The organism is Roseofilum sp. SBFL (assembly GCF_017746885.1).
Classification (GTDB): Bacteria; Cyanobacteriota; Cyanobacteriia; order Cyanobacteriales; family Desertifilaceae; genus Roseofilum.
Genome location: NZ_JAGHZH010000068.1, coordinates 74888 through 94011, shown reverse-complemented (window position 1 = coordinate 94011; position 19124 = coordinate 74888). Strand labels below are relative to the sequence as shown.

Genomic DNA, 19124 nt, shown 5'->3' with positions numbered 1-19124 from the left:
TTACTTTAAAGTGACTTGATCCCTACCTTTTTCCTTGGATTGGTAAAGGGCTTGATCGGCTCGCTTGAATAGGTCATCCGGATGATCTTTGATGTAAGGAATAATACTAGCAATTCCCAAGCTAATCGTAACAATTTTAGACCCAACTTTAGAATTGATATTCTCAATTTTTAAGCTTTTGACTGCCTCCATAATATCTTCAGCCAGGTTCAGGGTAACAATCGGATTTTTCCCCGATAAAATGATGGCAAACTCTTCGCCACCATAGCGAGCCAGCAGATGATCGGTATGGTTGAGGCATTGGGCTATCTTTCGTGCTACTTTTTGTAGGCAGCGATCGCCTTCCTGATGTCCATAAGTATCATTATACTCTTTAAAGCAGTCAATATCAACCAAAACCAAGGAAATAAATAGCGTTTCTTTTAAGCATCGATTCCATTCATTTTCCAGGTAACTATCAAAGAGGCGACGATTAGCAACCTGAGTTAAACTATCCGTGTGAATCAATTGTTTTAGCTTTTGATTTTCCTGCTCTAGTTGTTCCAGATGCTGATTGGATGGAGAAGGAGTAATAAAGGCATGGTTCAAGAAAAAATCGCGATAAAGTTCACAGGAAACTTGAGCGCGATCGCCCACAATATTGACTAATCCCAGACTCTCCAACTTATAAGCAACTCTTGGTTCTAAAACTAATCCTTCTTCCTCAGAGACTAACTCTTGAAATTGCTTAAATAGCTCGGTATCTTGCTGTAAAATTCCCCATTTTTTTTGTAAATGACGCTTGTATATTTTTGTTTTTAACACATCATTATCTAGAAAATCTTTTAAGCATAAACTAGATCGACAAAGAGAGTAAAAGAGCAAGCGAACCAAATAGGGATGACCGCCTGTTACTTTCATCACATACACCAGATCCGATGGATCGACTAAAGTCAATTTATGTCGCCTTAATAATTGTTCAACTTGTTCTATAGTAAAGGGGGGAAGTTGGATCGGAATGCCTACATTAAACGGAGATTGATTCAAATTGAACTTAACATAATTTTCCGTAGAATGGACAACAATCCATCGAAATCGATCGAACTCACTAACTTGTCTAGATTGTTCATACCAAAACCGCAACAAAGACAAAAAATCTTGGGCTAAACTTGGATAATCAAAGATTCGATTTACTTCATTGAGACTTAAGACAATCGGCGAGTCTAAATGCTGTAAAATATATTCTTCTAAATATAACGTGCTACTGGCTTTAGATCCGATTTCTTGATCCCAATACTCATCTAATTCATTGGGCAATTTGAGAGCCAAAGTTACTTTAATACAAAACCAACGCAAAAACCTATTTAAATTCGTATAAATAGATTCATCAATTTCCTGGAAATCAATGGTAACGGTTGGATAACCAATAGATTGAGCATGGGCAATAATCCGAATTAAGAGAGAACTTTTACCCATTTTATGAGGGGCTTTAATCCGAATCAGACTGCCCGGTTTTTCTAACTCAGTACAAACTTCTTCTTCGATAGGGAACCGTTCAATATAAAAGGGAGAGCCAATAGGAACTGGGGAATATGGAGCTTCTATAGACCAGATTTGTTCAGAAGAAAAATTCATTGACTCACCCTCATTATAGGTAATGGGTAATGGTCAACTGTTTTTCGTTTTTTATACAGACTGACTCCGATTGGCTCCTCATTACTGCCATACTCTATAGGATAGCAGATGTATGAGACGTGTTTATCATGGCATGGCTTCTAATACTGGCAGTACAGACTTAGGTAATAATTTATTCTTAAACCAGACGATTGGGATAGGACACTCTTCTATCTTAACCCCAGCTTTTTCTAAATTCAAGCGGTCAGAGATGGCTAGAATTAAAGCTTTATCATCAATTTGTTTCACTTGATAAAACTTTTTCTGTAAATAACTCGGTCGCCAATAGCCCACAATTTCTAACAAAACTGACCGCCCATCGGGATGGACAAAGCGAAAATCCGGAATCATCACACTCCCAGGAATGGGGATTAAATCGACTTCTCGCTCTAAAACCCAATCGGTTTTCTGCTTGGCCCAGCGATCGGCAAAAGCGGATTCAAGCATACTATCATAGGATTTACCAGGGGGATAATGACTGACTAATTGACATTGGGAATCTAAAGAAAACTTACCTTGTTTGGGTGCCCCAGTATAGAAATCACGAGTTTGTAAATTAGCTTCTATGCTCCATTTTGTAACATGCAGGAGAGCGGGAATTAACTTAGCTAAAGCGAGTCCATAGCGGGTACTCACCCGTAGTAAACTGGATGGCCCGTCAATAGTAATCGTAAATCCATGGTCAGCATCTCCTTCAATATAAGACATCAGTTGAAAGAGTTTTAAATAGCGGAATAAGAGCTTATATTCTCCAGGAACATTGCGATGGGCATTAATTTTAATATGGGTGGCGCGATAAAAGATGCCTTGCACTTGGGAAAGATTATAACGATGCAACAGCGCTTCCGGTTCTGGGGGATCGAATTGGGTGAAGATGCGATTTTCGATTAAATCAGAATAAAGCCCTTGACGCAATTCATCAATAGCGACTTCTCGTTTCAGTTCTTGGCTCAAACTTTGGGCAACTCGCACTAAGGTCTGTTCTGTCCAGTCTTTTCCTGGCCGACCTTGGGCAGCTTCAGCAAAGATGCGCTGTCTGAGGAGGGGAGGGTCGAGGGGACTGATGGTTTCAAAGGTGGAAAAGCTGCTCTTGAGTAAATGAGCGAGTCCGCGCTTAATGCGAAAATCGGGACTTTCTCCTTCAAATTCCTGTAAGCTGCGATCGAGGTCTTTTTGGGGTTGACCGATATGATCTTGAAAACAGGCAATTAAATCGGTGGCGATGCCTATCCAATAGCGGTCTAATTTGAGTTTTTTGGGAATAATGGTTTCACCGCTATAGCGATAAATAAGTAGTTCGCTCGGTAGCATTGATTAAGTAATGAGTAATCAGTAATAAGTAATTGGCTTTCTCCTATTCCCCATTCCCTATTCCCTATTCCCTAATGTCAGAATCCAATTCACGCCATCGGCTAAATCTGTAGCGATGTAATCGGGTCGGGTATGGTGTTGATAATCTCCAGAAAGTACCCGCGAACCATAACCAGTTTGGACTAAAATTCCTTGACATCCGGCATTATGGGCCATGTCTACATCTGTCGCTTTGTCACCCACTACAACACTAGAACTGAGGTCTAAATCATGTTGCCAAGCAGCCGCGACTAACATGCCCGTATTGGGTTTGCGCCAGGTACTCCAACGGGCAAATTCCGGGTGAGTTCCGCCTTCTGGGAGGCTGAGATAGGGGCACACGAAGAGGGCATCTAAGACGGCTCCGGCTTCGGTTTCTAGGAGGCTACAGAGGCGCTGATGGAGGGCATCAACGTGATCGATACCATAATACGATCGCGCCGGCCCCGATTGATTGGTCACCAGGCAACAGAATAAGTTGCGATCGTTTAAACGACGTACAGCTTGAGCGACACCGGGAATTAGGTTAAGGTTTTCGACCTGATGGATATAGCCAACTTCCTGGTTAAGGACTCCATCGCGGTCTAGAAATACGGCAGGTTTGCTCATGGGATAGGGAAATGGGGGATAAGACAATAATAGCGATCGCCGACCCAAAGTTGCCAAGAATAAGTTCCTATTACCTATTACCTAGGGCGTAGCCCTTTAATGTTGCCTCAGCCCTCTCCCTTCCGCTTTGCTCGGGGCAGTGCCTGCGGGAGAAGCGTCGCCCTGAGCGAAGCAGAAGGGGGGCTGGGGTATGAGGGCAAACAATAGAGAGCTAACTGCCGAGAATTTTCTCCAGCACCATTTGGGAGGTGATATCTGCCATTTTGCCCGTAGGGGAGGAAATACCGATATATTTATCGCTGGCAGGGAGTAATTTTTTCGGGTCTGTGGGGCCAAATAGGGCAATGGTAAAGGTTTTCACGGCCACAGACAAATGCATGGGGGCACTATCGGTACAAAGCATTAAGTTGGCATTGGCAATCATGGCTGCCAGTTTACCTATATCTGGTGGAGACGTGACCTTCAAGTTGGGATTTCCTTGTAGAAGTTGGTTAACCAGAGCTTCATCTTCAGGGCCTTTTAATACCACTATGGGTAAATCTGGCTGTTGCTGGTTGAGGGTTTGGACAATTTCTTGCCATTTTGCTACCGGATAGATTTTATCAATGCCTTTGGTTTGGGCCAATTGGCTAGACCCACCGTGAATTAAGAGATAGCCCCCTTCACCGATACCTAGGTCTTGCTGCTGCTTTTCGGCCCATTCAATGTCTTTTTTGGGCACATTGATGGAGAGTTCGGGACAGGGGCTGGTGATGTCGAGACCTTGAAGCAGGTCATAATACATATGAACCGCGTATTGCTCGGTTTTCAGGGGAATGGGGTTAGAGAGGAAAAGTGACCCCAGGCCTTGGTAACTGATGCGGGTAGGAATACCCGTGAGCCAGAGGAGTAGTCCAACTGTCCAGCGTTGACCGAGGGAGAGGGCAATTTCATATTCGCGATCGCGTAAAATGCCCAATAGGTTTCCCCAGTCTGCTGGAGAGTTGCGGTCTTTGAAGTCAAAGGCAAACACATCGTTGACGGACTGACTGACGCGATATGCTCCTTTTGACCGAGGTTCAACAATGACATCGATTTCAGCTTTCGGATAGGACTGTTTCAGGCGATCGAGAGTCGGGAAAAATAAGATTTGATCCCCAATGCCACCCGGAACAAGGGCTACTACTTTCATGACCTTCTGTAGAATGTATGAACGCTTGCATTGTATCCGTTGTCTTAGCCCCACAGAGCAATTTTTATTGAAATGACTCGTCAACCCCACGATCAATTTGCCAAAGCATACCTAAAAGAACTGCTCGAACCCCTAGGAACTGTGGAAATTAGCCGCGAAATTCCAGGGGAAACCTTGCACATTGATCTCTTTTTCCAACCTTCCCCAGAACCTCCCTGCAATCCTCCACCCTTGGGTTTACTGGCTCAACTGGCTTCTACGCCTTGCTTGTGGGAACCTTTTCGCAACTGTCCCAGTAAACGAGAAATTAGCAGTTGTGTACTTAAACTGCTGTACATCCATGGAGAATTCTACCGTCAAGCCAAGCGAGATACACAACCGATAGAGACCCAAACCTTACCTACCCTGTGGATTTTAACCCCCACCGTATCGGAAAGAGTCTTAGATCTCTGTGGCGCTCACTCAGATGCAAAAAAATGGTGTACAGGAATTTACCGGTTTGCTGAGATTTTCCACACCAGAATCATCGCGATTAACCAACTCCCAGAAATCCCAGAAACCCTCTGGTTAAGACTGTTGGGAAAAGGGGGAACCCAAAAAAGAGCCATCCAACAAGTGCTAGACCTGCCAGAAAACGATCCGCAACGGCGTAATATACTAGAACTGATTGGGGTATGGCGAATTAATGTACAAGCTAAGATAGATCTCAATCCCGAAGACCAGGAGTTAGTTATGGAATTATCACCGGCTTACTTAAAATGGCGAGAAGATACAGTACGAGAAGGTGTTCGACAAGGAATACAAGAAGGTGTTCGACAAGGAATACAAGAAGGTGTTCGACAAGGAATACAAGAAGGTGTTCAACAGGCTAAACGAGTAACGATTGAAACGTTATTGAGAACACGGTTTGGTTCCTTGGATGAGGAGTTAGGAGGAATGATTGACAGCATGATGGAACGGTCTCTAGAAGAGTTCATTCCTATTTGTATGCAGGCTTCTCGTGAGGAGTTGTTAGCCCGGTTTAGTCGCGAGAATTAATCCCCTTGTGTTCCCAGAAGCCTGGTTTCTTCAAGAAACCAGGCTTCTAGCTTGCGTATCGTAGATGGTAAACTACAGAGACACAGAGAAGGAGGGTGGGTTTAGGGAATTGACTCGTAGGTATTCTAGTTAATGGTAAAACCCGCCCCTACAAATCCATTGTTTCGGCTGTCGCCGACATGAAAATTATTAATTGTTAATTGTGAATTCATAACGATCATGCATGTATTGATTCCAGCAGCAGGGATGGGTAAGCGGATGGGGAGCGATCGCAATAAGCTCTTATTAACTGTATTGGGAGATCCTTTACTCGCTTGGACGCTACGAGCAGCAGAAGCAGCGGAAACTGTTGAATGGATTGGCATTATGGGACAACCGACTGATTTTCCAGCGTTTGAGGAGATTATCGGTGGCTTAGACCTACAAAAACCCGTCCATTTGATTGTGGGGGGTTCAACACGCCAAAAATCGGTTTACAACGGCTTACAGGCTCTTCCAGAAGGCGCTGAGGGGGTTTTGATCCATGATGGGGCCCGGTGTTTGGTGACTCCAGAGTTGTTTGACCGGTGTGCGATCGCCCTTCAAGAATGCCAGGGGTTAATTGCGGCGGTGCCTGTCAAAGATACCATTAAGGTGGTCAATACTGAGCATTGGATTGAAAGTACTCCCAACCGCGCCGATCTTTGGGCTGCCCAAACGCCCCAAGGGTTTGCGGTAGACACAATTAAAGACTGCCATGAAAAGGGACGTGCCAATGGCTGGGAAGTCACCGATGATGCGGCTTTATTTGAGCAATGCCAGTTACCGGTAAAAATTGTCAGGGGAGAAGAAACAAATATTAAAGTAACAACTCCCATTGATTTGGCGATCGCCGAGCGTATTCTGCAACAGCGATCGACCGATCTCTAACGACTAGGATCGGGAGAAAAAAGAGACTCTTACCCCATCAAAATCACGGTATCTATCACATGGATAATGCCATTGCTCGCTTCAATATCTGGGGCTAAAACCGTGGCATTTTTAACTTCAAAAATTTCACCACAGTGAATGGGAATGGGGGAACCTTCCAGAGAGGTTAAACTTTCCAAATCCTTTAGTTCATCAGTTGTATAGCGTCCAGCAACTACATGATAGGTCAGGATACGCTGAAGTTGGGGAATATTCTGTACCAAACTCTCTACGGTTCCCGGTAATAATTTGGCAAAAGCATCATCATTAGGGGCAAAAACCGTGAGGGGACCAGGTTGTTGGAGCGCCTCAACTAACCCAGCCACTTTAACGGCTGTGACGAGGGTGGAGAAGGCCTCATTACTGACTGCAATTTCAACAATGTTGGGCATTTTTTAGGGAATAGGGAATAGGGAATAGGCACAAGGCACAAGGCAAGAGGAAAAAGGAAAACCCAGTTTCCAGGTATTCTTTGAATCAACGATAATCTTGGCTTTGGATATCGGATAAACGAGCTTCTGGGCGGAGGAAGCGATCCATTTGGGCTTCAAAGAATTGGCGATTTTTTAATAAGTGTTCGGGGTTGGGATCGTCTAAGGGATAGAGTAGGGCAACTCTTAAGGCTTGAATAACCGCAGAGGTGACATTATACATCGATCGCTGGAAGGTAATTCCCAACTGAATCAGCATATCATCTTCACCTCGACAGTATTTTTGGTAATACTCTTCTAAATAAGGAGGGAGGAAATGGAGCATATCTTGCATTAAAAGAGTTGGGGGAATGCCTGCGGTTCCCACCGGGAAAACATCGGCGTAGAGAATGCCATAGTGAAAGTCTTTTTGCTCTTCGGGAACTTGTTTAGCTTGGGCGTTGTAGGACTTGGTTCCTCGGAAGGGCGCAGTACGGTAAAATACAGCTTCCACATAGGGCAGGGCAGCTTCATAGAGCCACATAAACCCTTTAGATTTGGGAATAATTTCATAACATTCATCACCAACATAAACATGGTGATAAATAGGTCGTCCGGCGGCAATGAAAATACCATTAACTAGAAAATTCATGGCATCGGGGACAGTTTTGAACTCTCCGGCATCATAAAGATCGCTCATTTCAAAGAACACGGGAGCCATGACTTCCCAGAATAAGCCGAGGTTAGCGTAGTAGGAGAGTTCGCGCACCTTCTCGTAGAACATTTGTGGGAAGAGCTTATAGAGTCCCAACATCAAGGGATTGCCCTTAAAATAAGCTTTAATTGCCTTATCGCAGTTGGCGATATATTCCTCACTCTCCAGGTAGTCATAAAACTGACCCCCCATTCCCTGATGCCAGAGCATGGCACGCATACAGGCTTCAGCAAACTCCATGTTGACGCGATCGTGCCAAAGATGATGGAATAATTTCGGCAGTTTTTTCTTGAGTTCTCCCTTATCCATAAATTCCAATAATTCCGGGTGAGCGCTGGCTTCTCCTTTTTGCCAAACTCGAAAATCTGCGGTGTCTCCAGCATAGTGGTTCGGCAGATCTAAATATTCTTGGGGTAAGAAGTATTTAAAGAAGGGTAAAGGGTCAAGAAAAACCTGCTCGGCAATATAAAGTAAATCCCGCCAATAGAAATCCATGGGAACGGCATAGGCTTTATAAATGCCGATAATTTGCATCAGGTTTTCTGGGGTGTCCGGCAACATGGAACCACCGGCTTCTAAGCGATGGATAACTTCGGCGTATTTGTGAGTTGAAGGAGGCAGTTTTGTGGTTAATGACTCTAAAGTTTCAGGCATGGTTTTACGTGCTTCGCGCTAGAGAATGGAGCATAGAACATCATACTAGGTTCGGCAGGAAAAGGGTGTTGAATGTTGAACCCTATGGCTGCTTTTTCCTGCCTACTGTACCTAACTAACGATCGTAGTTTTCCCACTGTTCTTCATCATCGTGATACTGAATATCTACCACTGTACCATCGGCATAGGTGAGGGAAAAGGCATCAAATTCTCCATCATCAAATTCCCCAGTAACAGCAATTGTGTCTCCGATATTCAGATTCAGGTCTTGCGACCAACGGGGGCCTGCATCTACGACTATAGTTCCGGTGGAATCTTGGAGGATAAATTCGTTTTCATCGGCTTCTCCCCAACCAATAATTGTGCCAGAAATAGTGGTATTTTCCTCTCGATTTAAGTTACTAATGGAGGTATTTTGAGCCTGAGTTACTCCAGAGAGAGTGAGGGAAATGGGGAGGGCTAAAATAGCCGCCGTTAATGTTCCTAAAGTTGTTAATTTCATGGTCGAGATCTCCTCTATATGGGTAAGTTTTGGGCAATTTCAATTTTGGCAGGTTGATGCAGTTCAGCGACGATGCGGTTGGTGGTTGGTTCCATCCAGCGCAATAGGAAATTGGGTTGAATGCCTAAAAAGAGGATAATGGCAGTTAGCACGAAGGCTGGCCATTGTTCGCTCAGGGTAACGCGGGCATAATAAGCGCGAGAATTGTCTAATTTACCGAAACAAGTGCGGTTAATTAAGATGACAAAATAGACGGCTGTTAATCCTGAAGAAAAAATGCACAGTAGGGTGGGGATGGGGAAGGTAGCAAAACTGCCTTGAAAAACGATAAATTCAGCGGCAAATCCCACTAAACCAGGGATACCAGCGCTAGCCATTCCGGCTAAAATCAGGAGGGCACTGGTGAGAGGTAGACCGCGAATGGGGTTCATTAAGCCGTTGAGAACGTCGAGATCGCGGGTTCCGGTGGTTTGTTCGACGATACCGACGAGGAAGAAGAGGAGGGCAAGAATTAAGCCGTGGGCAATCATTTGGGCGATCGCTCCTAACACGCTCAGTTCAGTCCCCGCCGCGGCTGCCACCAGGATATACCCCATGTGACCAATCGAACTATAGGCGACCATGCGTTTAATGTCCCGTTGGGCGATCGCACTTAAGGCTCCATAAATAACGCTGACTGTCCCAATAATGGCTAACCCTGGGGCAATGGTTTCCCAACCTACAGGAAATAGTTGCAGTCCAAAGCGCAATAAGCCATAGGTTCCCAACTTAGAGAAAATCCCACCGAGCAGTACCGTGGTACTGGGGGAGGCTTCGACATAAGTATCTGGCATCCAGGTATGCAGGGGAACGAGGGGGGTTTTAATCCCAAATCCAATCAGTAGCGCAGCTAAGAGAAGGAGTTGGGTAATCAGATCCAGGCTATTGATGTCTAGATCGCTAAACTCAAAACTACCCGAGTCACCCAGGAACACAAGTCCTAAGAATCCTACGATTACCATTAAGCCAGAAACGGCGGTATAGAGGAGAAACTTGGTTGAAGCATAACCCCGTTTTTCTCCTCCCCAAATGGCAATGAGTAGGTAAAAAGGAATCAGTTCTAATTCATAGAAGATGATAAATAAGAGCAAGTTTTGCGCCATTAGAGCGCCGGCAATTCCACCGTTAATCAGTAAGATCAGGCTGTCATGAAGACGAGAGCGTTCGAGATCTTTACGGTTGGTGTAGAGGGAAATGAGGGTTAAAAGGCCATTGAGAACCAGCAGAGGTAAGGAGAGACCATCAACACCGACACTATAGTTTAGACCCAGGGGTTGAATCCAAGTATGGAATTCACTAAATTGGACTGCGCTCAGTTCTGGTGGGTTGAGGTCAAATAATTTGAGTAAATAGAGACTCCAACCGAAACTGGCAAGACTGGCAATAGTGGCGATCGCCCGACTCGATTGGGGTTTAGGATAGAGGAAAATGGAGATCGCGCCTAATAGGGGAATCAGGAGTAAGGCAGATAGCATAGGGAGAGTTGATTAAGGGAAAGCAGAAATTAGGGGATAAACGAGTAATAATCCAAAGAGAATGGTGCCCATAAGAATCGAGAGGGCATAAAACTGTACTTGTCCCGTAGTGTTGTATTTTAAACCTTCACCACTGGCGATGGTGAACAGACCGATCAAATTCACTGCACCATCGACTAAGATGCGATCGAACCAATCAATAAATTTGGCCAGAAATCCCACAATAGCGATGACCGTTACTTTATAGAGTTGGGCAGTGTAGAAATCGTAGGCAAAGAAATCTTGAATTCCTGGAACAGGAAGTTTAATGGGTTTGGGGATTCGGTCGCCAACATAGAGGAATAAGGCAATCCCAGCACCGATTATAGTCGAGCCAATTAGCAATAAAGAGGCGGGTTGTGTCACTAAACTCAGAGTAGGTAATAGTCCTAAAACGGCTAATAATTGGGGTAAATGGAGGGCAACACCGAGTAAAACCATCATCGGTAAAACGAGTGCCCATAATCCTTCTGGCGATCGCTTTGTCCAATCTGTAATGGAACCCGTAAATAGTTGTCCGAACACCCGCGCTAAACTACAGGCGGTTAATCCATTCACCAATAACAAAACGGTTAATAAAGTTGGGGATAACCCATTGGCAATTTCTGCAAGTCCCCAGAAACATCCGAGGGGAGGAACCGCCACTAATGAGAGAGCGCCGACTACATAGCAAATACCAGAAATGGGACGACGGGACCACAAGCCACCCAGTTGAGTAATATCCTGAGCAATATTGTTTAGGATAATACCGCCTACCGCCATTAACATCAGCGCCATGGCGATCGCATAGGTCAACAGCAGCATTAACGCTCCTTGACTGTTTCCAGTCCCCACCGCGATAAACACAATGCCTAAATAACTACTGGTGGCATAAGAAAATACACGTTTAATATCCACTTGAGCTAAGGCGATCGCCGCACAACTAACGGCAGTAAACGCCCCCACCGCAATTTCTGTATTCACCACAAAGGGCGATAACTCCAAAACCGGCTGCATCTTAATTAACACCCAAGCCCCGGTAGAAACCACGACCGCATTTCGGAGTACCGTTGCTGGCATCGGCCCTTCCATTGCCTCATCCAACCACAGTTGTAGGGGAAATTGGGCACATTTCCCCAAAGGTCCAGCCAGCAGTGCTAAACCCAATAACGTGGCGACTGTCGGATTCAGCTCTACTGTATTTGCCCAAACGATTAATTCATCATAATTCCAGGTTCCAGCCAGGGGATAAAGAGCCACGACACCCATGAGTAAAACTAAGTCGCCGACTCGCTTGGTCAGAAATCCATCTCTTGCACCCGTCACTACCAGAGACTGATTAAACCAGAAGCCAATCAGCAGGTAAGTTCCCAAGGTGAGGATTTCCAACATCACATAGCTGAAAAATAGGGAGTTGGCAAGCATGAGAACCGCCATCCCTGCCTCAAAGACAGCCAGCAGAGCATAGAATCGAGGCCAACCCCAATCCATTTCCATATAGCCAATGGCATAGATTTGGGTGAGAATATTCAAGCCCAAAATCACCACTAATGCGCCGACCGTGGTGGCTGAAACTTCAACATCAAAAGTAATATCCAGATTAGCGGCATGGAGCCAATTGAGGGAATAGTGAGCAGGCGCACCCCACACTTCCCGTAAACCGAGGAGACTATGGATAAAAGCCGTTAATGTCATTAATAAATTAATATAACCAGCCGGTCGAGGGCCGGTTCGCCGAATCAAACCCGGTGACCAAGGAATTGTCATTAATACACCGAGGATGGCATAAGCCGGGACTAACCAAATCGTTTGACTAAAGGTGTTCATGGGTGAGTCGATCATCCATTGGGGAGGAAAAGAGGAGCTAGACTAAAGCCATCCTACTTGGATTGCTTCTTACCTCATTATTTTAGATGTTGCATTGCTAAAAGTCTATACCTTAAGCTGGATTGTAAAATGTTCTCGATCAAAAAACAAATGCGATCGCCATAGCTCGATCTCCCTGTTCATCAGAAGTAAGAATGCTTATTCGCGATCGGTAGCAGATTTATCTTGTACTGAGAAGTGGGAAAACCTAGTTTCCCTATTCCCTATTCCCTATTCCCTAGCTGGCTAAGGATTTTCCCATAACCTTAACCTTGCCTCGTTTTACTCCTCTTAAGATGCGACAAGCTGCTTTGTATTCTTCGGTTCCGACTCCAAAGGTTTGGGACATAACTTGCAGGAAGAACAATTCTTCGGCAGAGATCGCATTCATGGCTCCGACTGAAGCGAACAGATGTGAGATGTAGTCAGATAGTCTTTCTTTCGTGGATAACATAGTATTCTTCCTCATTTCTTATGTTTTTATTGTCTTCAAAATTTTCTATTTAATGGGTGACACCCCTCATCGTGAAGGATGATCTTCTACGAGCTAAACTGTGATGGTCATTGAGCAGCCTTGGCGACGCAGATCACTGTCAGGCGATCGCGTTGCGTCTGTGTCTCAGTTGGTCACCAAATCAGAGCTATAGCGATAAGCTGTGAATGAAATCTTCCGGTTTGTGAGTATGCGTACACTAAGTCTCATTGCGTTGGGCCTATCATTGAGTCTAGGATTTGCCCTTAGTCCCCTTATGCCCCAACCCTCAGCAACAGCCCAAAACAGAACGGCTAGAGGTCTGGTAATTAAGCCGAGTTCCTATAGCGTCGAAGAAACAGAGATACGCTTTATTCAAGTCCTTGAATCGAATGGCTTGAATGTTTTTACGACTGTCGATCATACCCAAAACGCTGCGAATGCTAATTTAGAGCTACCGCCTACCCGTGTGGTGATTTTCGGTAACCCTAGGGCTGGAACGCCACTCATGCAGTGTCAGCAAAGCATCGGTATTGACTTGCCGCAGAAGCTGCTCATTTTTGAAGATGAGCAGGGCGTAAAAATTGCTTATAACGATCCGCACTACCTCAGCCAACGACATAGCCTAGAGGGTTGTGGGGCGCAGGTCATTAATAAGATTGCTGAAGTACTCAATGGACTAACAGAACAAGCAATTAACCCCTAGATGTAGGCGATCGCCATCACGGTAGAGACAAGGCACACCTTGTCTCTACAGCTTGTAATTATAGCGCTGCGCGGTATGGTACTTACAAGTTATAGCGATTCTCTCTTCTATGGAGTACAGCTTGAAGCCTTAGAGCCTAAGCAATACAAGCTATCGCCATTCGTGCCTATTCCCTATTCCCTATTCCCTAGCGCGCAGCGCTATAATTCAACGGACTTGATATCACCGTCACGACCAGTGATTTGTTGGAAGTTAAAAATTCTCTTTTATCCACATAAACATGACTTCGTCATTTGGACTCCATGATGCCAATGCATGGAAACCATCATTGCCGCGATTTTTATCAGGAAACTCAGGAGTCGAATAGACCATAGATCCTTCATAAATCTTGGGTTCCCACCAATACGGGCCTTGTAGAAAAAAATTACTTTCCTCAGTTAATCCGGTTTTTGGCTCTAGACCTAAGTCTGACATCAATGAAAAAAATTGTTCTTCATCCAATTTTGCTTTCCAGAGCAATTCTGAGTCTATAAAAGATGCTTTATAATAGTATTTTGAATCTTCAATCGGTGAGTTTTTTTTAACTGCTTTCTCCACATAATATAATTCTGGAATCCCGCTCCTTTTGGGTGGAAAATCCACTAACCTAGAAACTCCAAGAGACAAAGCCACCACCACAAAAGATATCCAGCAGATCTTAGCAATTCGGCTACGGGTAGTTGAGCAGAGTAAGTCGATTGGTGTCCGGAATTTCGATCTGCCAACCAAGTTGTAGAGCACAATCGTGATGCCCGTCGTTACAAGAGGCCACCATAATACACCAGAGGGTGCAGCAACAATAAAAAAAGACCAGGGTTGTAGAAGAAGGGCAGGAAGAGATATAGAACCTATTGCCGCCCCTAAAAAAACATCTCTGTAGATTATTCCCATCAGGAAACCCAACTGAAAAACAAATGCCGCCAAGTAATTGATCCCTAGCAGCAAAATTATTTTTCCCGCTATTTTTTTCATTCCTTTCTTTTAACTATTATTTCATCTAAAATAGTGCATTAGCTGCAATTCGTTGTAGGGGTTTAGCCCTAAAATGTTCGGAGCGCTAAAGTGCAATAACGGAGGAAATCTAATGCATGAGGGTATGGGTTTATTTCTCCCCCTCTCCCCTATTCCCTCACCTTCTGCAAGGAATCTATGACTCAACCACCACTGCGTCCCCACAAAGCTAACCCACCGCCCCGCCCGCGAGCAGCAATCAACTTATCTTGGACTAAAAAATAGTTGAAAAACGCCAGTTCACGGATGGGCGCACCATAAAATCGGGCATTGCGATTTTCTCCGTTGCGAATCAGAGTAGAAAACAAGACTTTATCGAAGAACTTGATTTGCATGGTGGTAAAGTCAAAAGCTAGCAGGGAATTAGACTTTAACCGTTTAGCCGGCCCAAAAACCACTAGAGTAAACAAACCAATTTGAATCCGGTTCTCTACTTCCCCCGCTTCAAATTTCTCTCGATCGATACCTTCTAAATCAGCCAACGGACGATACACCAATTGAATCGGAATCAATCGCAGTAAGGTCTGCGCTAACCTCATCTGCGTTAAATTGAGCGATCGCCCCTGTTTTTCCCCCGTGATCCAACATAAGCGCCAAGCTCCGCTCAGTTGCTCGAAGCCATAGGGCATTTTCTCCCTTTTCGCCAACTTTTCCCAAGCTAACAGTTCCTCCACTACTTCCCCCGCAGGAGGAGCCACCACTTGGGGATTAAACATAGATGCTACTGTTTGTTCCAATACCGCCAAATTCGCCATGTTCATCACCCGGTTTATCAATCCAATCTTATAAAGCCTTTCTCTTTTATGGCAAACTGAAGAAAAGCCTGCTAAATCAATCGATCTATCCCCTAGGCAAATATAGCGCTTCGCGCTAGGGAATAGGAAATAGGGAATAGGGAATAGGGTTGTGGTACATGGCTTTGAGCCTTTAAGGCTGTACACCATAACAGCGCGAAGCGCTGTATCACCAGGAGATCTCGTAGACTGATGAGCCAAAAACCGATCCTTCTTTGGTATCGTAACGATCTACGATCGCACGATCATGAACCCCTAAACCAAGCCCTGAAAACCGGCGCTGTGGTGATTCCTATCTATTGTTTTGACTCTCGTTGGTTACAGAACACCTCTTTTGGATTTCCCAAGATGGGGGTTTTTCGAGCTAAGTTTCTCCTGGAAAGTGTTGCTAATTTGCGCCAAACCTTAAGAGATCTAGGGAGCGATCTGATTATCCGTCAAGGCTTACCGGAAAACATAATTGCCCAGTTAGCTATAACCCTAAACATCAGTGCCCTTTATTATCATCAGGAAGTCACAGCAGAAGAAAAATTAGTAGAAACTCAACTCAATAAAGCCTTAAGCCAACATCAGATTAGTACCCAGGGCTTTTGGGGGTCTACATTATATCACCCTCAAGACTTACCTTGGGCGATCGCCGATATCCCCGAAGTCTTTACCCCCTATCGGAAACCCGTTGAAAAAAGCTCTAGGGTACGTCCTACCCTTCCGACTCCTGATGCTCTTCCACCCTTACCGAATTCCCTGAACGTTGATCGGGGAACTCTCCCCAGCCTAGAAGAGTGGGGACTCGAACACCCCCGCTCCGATCCACGAGCCGTTTTATTTTTCAGGGGTGGAGAAAAAGCCGGACTACAACGGATACAAGATTATATTTGGCAGGGCAATCATTTAGAACATTATAAAAAAACTCGCAATCAAATGTTAGGGGCAGATGGCTCTTCTAAATTTTCTCCCTGGTTAACCCTCGGTTGTCTATCTCCTCGTTTGATTTATGAAGAAGTGCAAAACTATGAATCGGAACGAATCAAAAATGAATCCACTTATTGGCTGATTTTTGAACTCATGTGGCGCGATTATTTTCGCTTCATTTGTGCCAAACATGGGAATAAAATTTTTTACGCCTCTGGACTGCAAGGATTATCTTTACCCTGGAAACAGGATTGGAAACAATTTGAGCGCTGGCAACAGGGAATTACAGGATTTCCTTTAGTGGATGCCAATATGAGAGAACTATCCACCACTGGGTTTATGTCGAATCGAGGTCGGCAAAATGTTGCCAGTTTTCTGACCAAAAATTTGGGTATGGATTGGCGTATGGGGGCGGAATGGTTTGAATCGTGTTTAATCGATTATGACCCCTGTAGCAATTGGGGAAATTGGAATTATTTGGCGGGAGTTGGCAATGATGGGCGCGGATTCCGCTATTTTAATATTGCTAAACAATCTCAAGAGTATGACCCTAAAGGACAATATGTCAAGCATTGGTTGCCTGAATTAGCCCATGTTCCACCGACTAAAATTCATCAACCTTGGAAGTTGTTAGCAGTGGAACAAAAACGGTTTGGCGTGCAGATGGGGGTGGATTATCCTTTACCGATGGTCGATTTAAGTGAATCGATGCAAATGAATCGCCATATTTATGAGATTACTAAATCTTAGGGAATAGGGAGTAATAGAATTGCCTTCATCTGCGTGTCTGGAGTTGCCCGCGTCTGGAGCGTCCCCCTATCCCCGTATCAACCCTTACTCAAGATAGTGGAGAGTATATCTTTCATAAATCTTTGATTAAAAACCCGTATTTATACAGGATAAATTAATCACATGATAGAATCCCCCTATACGCTTCAAGTTTCTTTCAACCTCAATTCAGTATTATCGACAATTTACGGAAATGAATGATTTAAATTATTCTGAGAGATACGTGTGCTTCTAAAGGATATCATCCCGCTTCTCATGAGAGGGTGATATCAAAAAAGACAAACAACAACAGACAGAGTTTTAGCAGAATTAATCATGACCTACAAGACGACAACTCAGTTCCTCGGAACATTAACGACTCTCGGTTTAGCTACACTCTTTACCTCCCCTGCACAAGCAGCCTCTTTAGGAGGAACGTTCAGCGTTTTCCTCGATTGTAACAATGATGGCATGGCCCACCAGAGAAACCAAAACATCAATGGTTGGCAATTCACTCAAGATGCAGTTGGAGATAATACAGATGGCCCGCTATACGACATGCGAGGAATGGCTACTACGGTAACCAACAATGGGAAAGTTGTTGTGGTGATGACTGGGAATACAAGTATTAATGGAGAAGGACGCGATCGCAGCAGCAACGCGATCGCCTGGGGTGACCTCTTCTTCACTTCCGGTAACCAAACCTTTGAAGAAGCCCAAAACTCCGGTAAGCTCTTTGCGATTAACTTCTCCCAAGCCAATGATTCTAATGCTCCTGGAGTCGGTGTTTACAATAGTGTGACCGCTCAAGGGGTAGGGATGCACAACTTTGGTCACCGCACCTATGGTAACTACATGGATTTGGTGGACACTAATGTAAGCAACTTCTTTGGAGATATCCAATCCGATGAACTGGGTGGGAACAACCCCTACTACAACCTCACTGGGCCAGGATACAATGTGATGGCTCAAGGAACTCGCGCCTACAATGATGGATTTTCCTTTGTTGACAGCACTCGTTTGAGTGATTTAGGATTTGATGCTTCTGGCTTTGATCATGCAGGAGAACACCTGATTGCCTTTGAATTCAATCTCAAGGCTTTAACTCAACCGCTCCCCCTAGATGAGCAAGCCGAACAACTAGGTGTGGAATGGATTTGGGATGATGATTTCCAAGCAATTAATACTGAGTACGATCGCCTCCAGGCTGAACAAAAGCGGATCTGGAATGAAGAAATTAAAGACCATCACGAAGAGAACAAAGAGATTCGGAAAGGAACTCCTGGTTTCAATGAAACCTGGGCTAATCGACAAGCAGCTTTAAGTGTCAGAAATGCGGCGAATAAAATTCAAAAGCAGGTTAAGTTTATCACTAAAACAGAAGGGCAGATTGCCGAGTTGAATGAGAGAGAAGCCAACGATCCCACCTGGAACACCAAAGACGAGAAATACCGCAAGTTCCTCCAGGATGAGATCAAGAACGCCAACAAGGAAATCCAGAAGATTGAGAATAAGCACGGAACTGAGGCTTTAGCCACAGCTCAAGATGACTGGAAAACGGCAAACCGCGCTTATGACAACCTGATTAATCAAATCCGTGCAGATAACCCTAGATATGTAGACAATGAAGAAGCGATGGTAGAACCGACAGCACGTCGCAAAACAGCGATCGCTCAACGCAATGTGCAAAAACAAAAGCGTAAAGATTTAGAGCGGGAGATTCAAGACATTCTTGCCAATACGCGCCAAGAGGTTGTTGCACAAGCTGAAGCGAAAGAACAGGCTTTGGAGGAAAAATATGGAGTACGGACTTCAGCGAGCGATCGCACAGCTACTAGCCTCTCTGAGTTTGAAGAACCCGTTGACGTACCCGAACCCTCTGCTCTAGCTGGTTTAATGTTACTCGGTTTGGGTGCTACTCAACTGCGTAGAAAGAATAATGGCTAAGGAGTCAGGTGTGGGGAGTCGGAAGGA

At 44.8% G+C, this 19124-nt stretch carries 17 protein-coding genes; 5 read left to right on the top strand and 12 right to left on the bottom strand.

Annotation, left to right across the window (positions count from 1 at the left end; all coding sequences use genetic code 11):
* The 4 genes from J7545_RS07990 to J7545_RS07975 form a co-directional block, all read right to left on the bottom strand.
* Entirely contained in the window at positions 1-1614 is a 1614-nt protein-coding gene (locus J7545_RS07990) for an AAA-like domain-containing protein (protein ID WP_318700330.1), read from the bottom strand.
* Between the two features lie 126 nt (positions 1615-1740).
* Positions 1741-2964 carry a DUF790 family protein gene (locus J7545_RS07985; RefSeq protein WP_318700329.1) on the bottom strand — a complete coding sequence of 408 codons (1224 nt, stop codon included), beginning with the start codon at positions 2962-2964 and terminating at the stop codon, positions 1741-1743.
* Between the two features lie 57 nt (positions 2965-3021).
* The gene (locus tag J7545_RS07980) at positions 3022-3612 is read right to left on the bottom strand and encodes a D-glycero-alpha-D-manno-heptose-1,7-bisphosphate 7-phosphatase (RefSeq protein WP_413038610.1); all 591 of its coding nucleotides are present in this window, start codon (positions 3610-3612) and stop codon (positions 3022-3024) included.
* Between the two features lie 211 nt (positions 3613-3823).
* Entirely contained in the window at positions 3824-4783 is a 960-nt protein-coding gene (locus J7545_RS07975; protein WP_318700327.1) for a glycosyltransferase family 9 protein, read from the bottom strand.
* Positions 4784-4855: 72 nt separating this feature from the next.
* Between J7545_RS07975 and J7545_RS07970 the strand changes: the two genes are divergently transcribed.
* The gene (locus J7545_RS07970; protein WP_318700326.1) at positions 4856-5821 is read left to right on the top strand and encodes a hypothetical protein; all 966 of its coding nucleotides are present in this window, start codon (positions 4856-4858) and stop codon (positions 5819-5821) included.
* Between the two features lie 219 nt (positions 5822-6040).
* The gene (ispD, locus tag J7545_RS07965; RefSeq protein WP_318700325.1) at positions 6041-6730 is read left to right on the top strand and encodes a 2-C-methyl-D-erythritol 4-phosphate cytidylyltransferase; all 690 of its coding nucleotides are present in this window, start codon (positions 6041-6043) and stop codon (positions 6728-6730) included.
* A 29-nt stretch (positions 6731-6759) separates the two neighbouring features.
* On the opposite strand, the gene J7545_RS07960 is transcribed toward ispD, so the two are convergent.
* From J7545_RS07960 to J7545_RS07935, 6 genes are all read right to left on the bottom strand, one after another.
* A complete protein-coding gene (locus J7545_RS07960; protein ID WP_318700324.1) occupies positions 6760-7161 on the bottom strand; it encodes a fasciclin domain-containing protein in 402 nt (133 codons plus the stop codon).
* Positions 7162-7246: 85 nt separating this feature from the next.
* Positions 7247-8548, bottom strand: a complete 1302-nt coding sequence (locus J7545_RS07955; protein ID WP_318700323.1) for a CO2 hydration protein — start codon at positions 8546-8548, stop codon at positions 7247-7249.
* 115 nt (positions 8549-8663) lie between these two features.
* On the bottom strand, positions 8664-9050 hold the full coding sequence (locus J7545_RS07950) for a hypothetical protein (RefSeq protein WP_318700322.1): 387 nt from the start codon (positions 9048-9050) through the stop codon (positions 8664-8666).
* A gap of 14 nt (positions 9051-9064) precedes the next feature.
* Positions 9065-10564, bottom strand: coding sequence for an NADH-quinone oxidoreductase subunit M (locus J7545_RS07945; RefSeq protein ID WP_318700321.1), 1500 nt, complete (start codon positions 10562-10564; stop codon positions 9065-9067).
* Between the two features lie 12 nt (positions 10565-10576).
* Positions 10577-12409 (bottom strand): NAD(P)H-quinone oxidoreductase subunit F, encoded by a 1833-nt coding sequence (locus tag J7545_RS07940; RefSeq protein WP_318700320.1) that lies wholly within the window; start codon positions 12407-12409, stop codon positions 10577-10579.
* Positions 12410-12686: 277 nt separating this feature from the next.
* Positions 12687-12902, bottom strand: coding sequence for a hypothetical protein (locus J7545_RS07935; protein WP_318700319.1), 216 nt, complete (start codon positions 12900-12902; stop codon positions 12687-12689).
* 229 nt (positions 12903-13131) lie between these two features.
* Between J7545_RS07935 and J7545_RS07930 the strand changes: the two genes are divergently transcribed.
* Positions 13132-13626 (top strand): DUF302 domain-containing protein, encoded by a 495-nt coding sequence (locus J7545_RS07930; RefSeq protein WP_318700318.1) that lies wholly within the window; start codon positions 13132-13134, stop codon positions 13624-13626.
* 252 nt (positions 13627-13878) lie between these two features.
* On the opposite strand, the gene J7545_RS07925 is transcribed toward J7545_RS07930, so the two are convergent.
* Both J7545_RS07925 and J7545_RS07920 read right to left on the bottom strand, forming a co-directional pair.
* Positions 13879-14637, bottom strand: a complete 759-nt coding sequence (locus tag J7545_RS07925) for a hypothetical protein (RefSeq protein WP_318700317.1) — start codon at positions 14635-14637, stop codon at positions 13879-13881.
* 182 nt (positions 14638-14819) lie between these two features.
* Positions 14820-15437, bottom strand: a complete 618-nt coding sequence (locus J7545_RS07920; RefSeq protein WP_318719393.1) for a hypothetical protein — start codon at positions 15435-15437, stop codon at positions 14820-14822.
* A 225-nt stretch (positions 15438-15662) separates the two neighbouring features.
* On the opposite strand from J7545_RS07920, the gene J7545_RS07915 reads away from it, so the two are divergent.
* Entirely contained in the window at positions 15663-17132 is a 1470-nt protein-coding gene (locus J7545_RS07915) for a DASH family cryptochrome (RefSeq protein ID WP_318700315.1), read from the top strand.
* A 354-nt stretch (positions 17133-17486) separates the two neighbouring features.
* Entirely contained in the window at positions 17487-19097 is a 1611-nt protein-coding gene (locus J7545_RS07910; RefSeq protein WP_318700314.1) for an XDD3 family exosortase-dependent surface protein, read from the top strand.
* Positions 19098-19124: the final 27 nt, after the last annotated feature.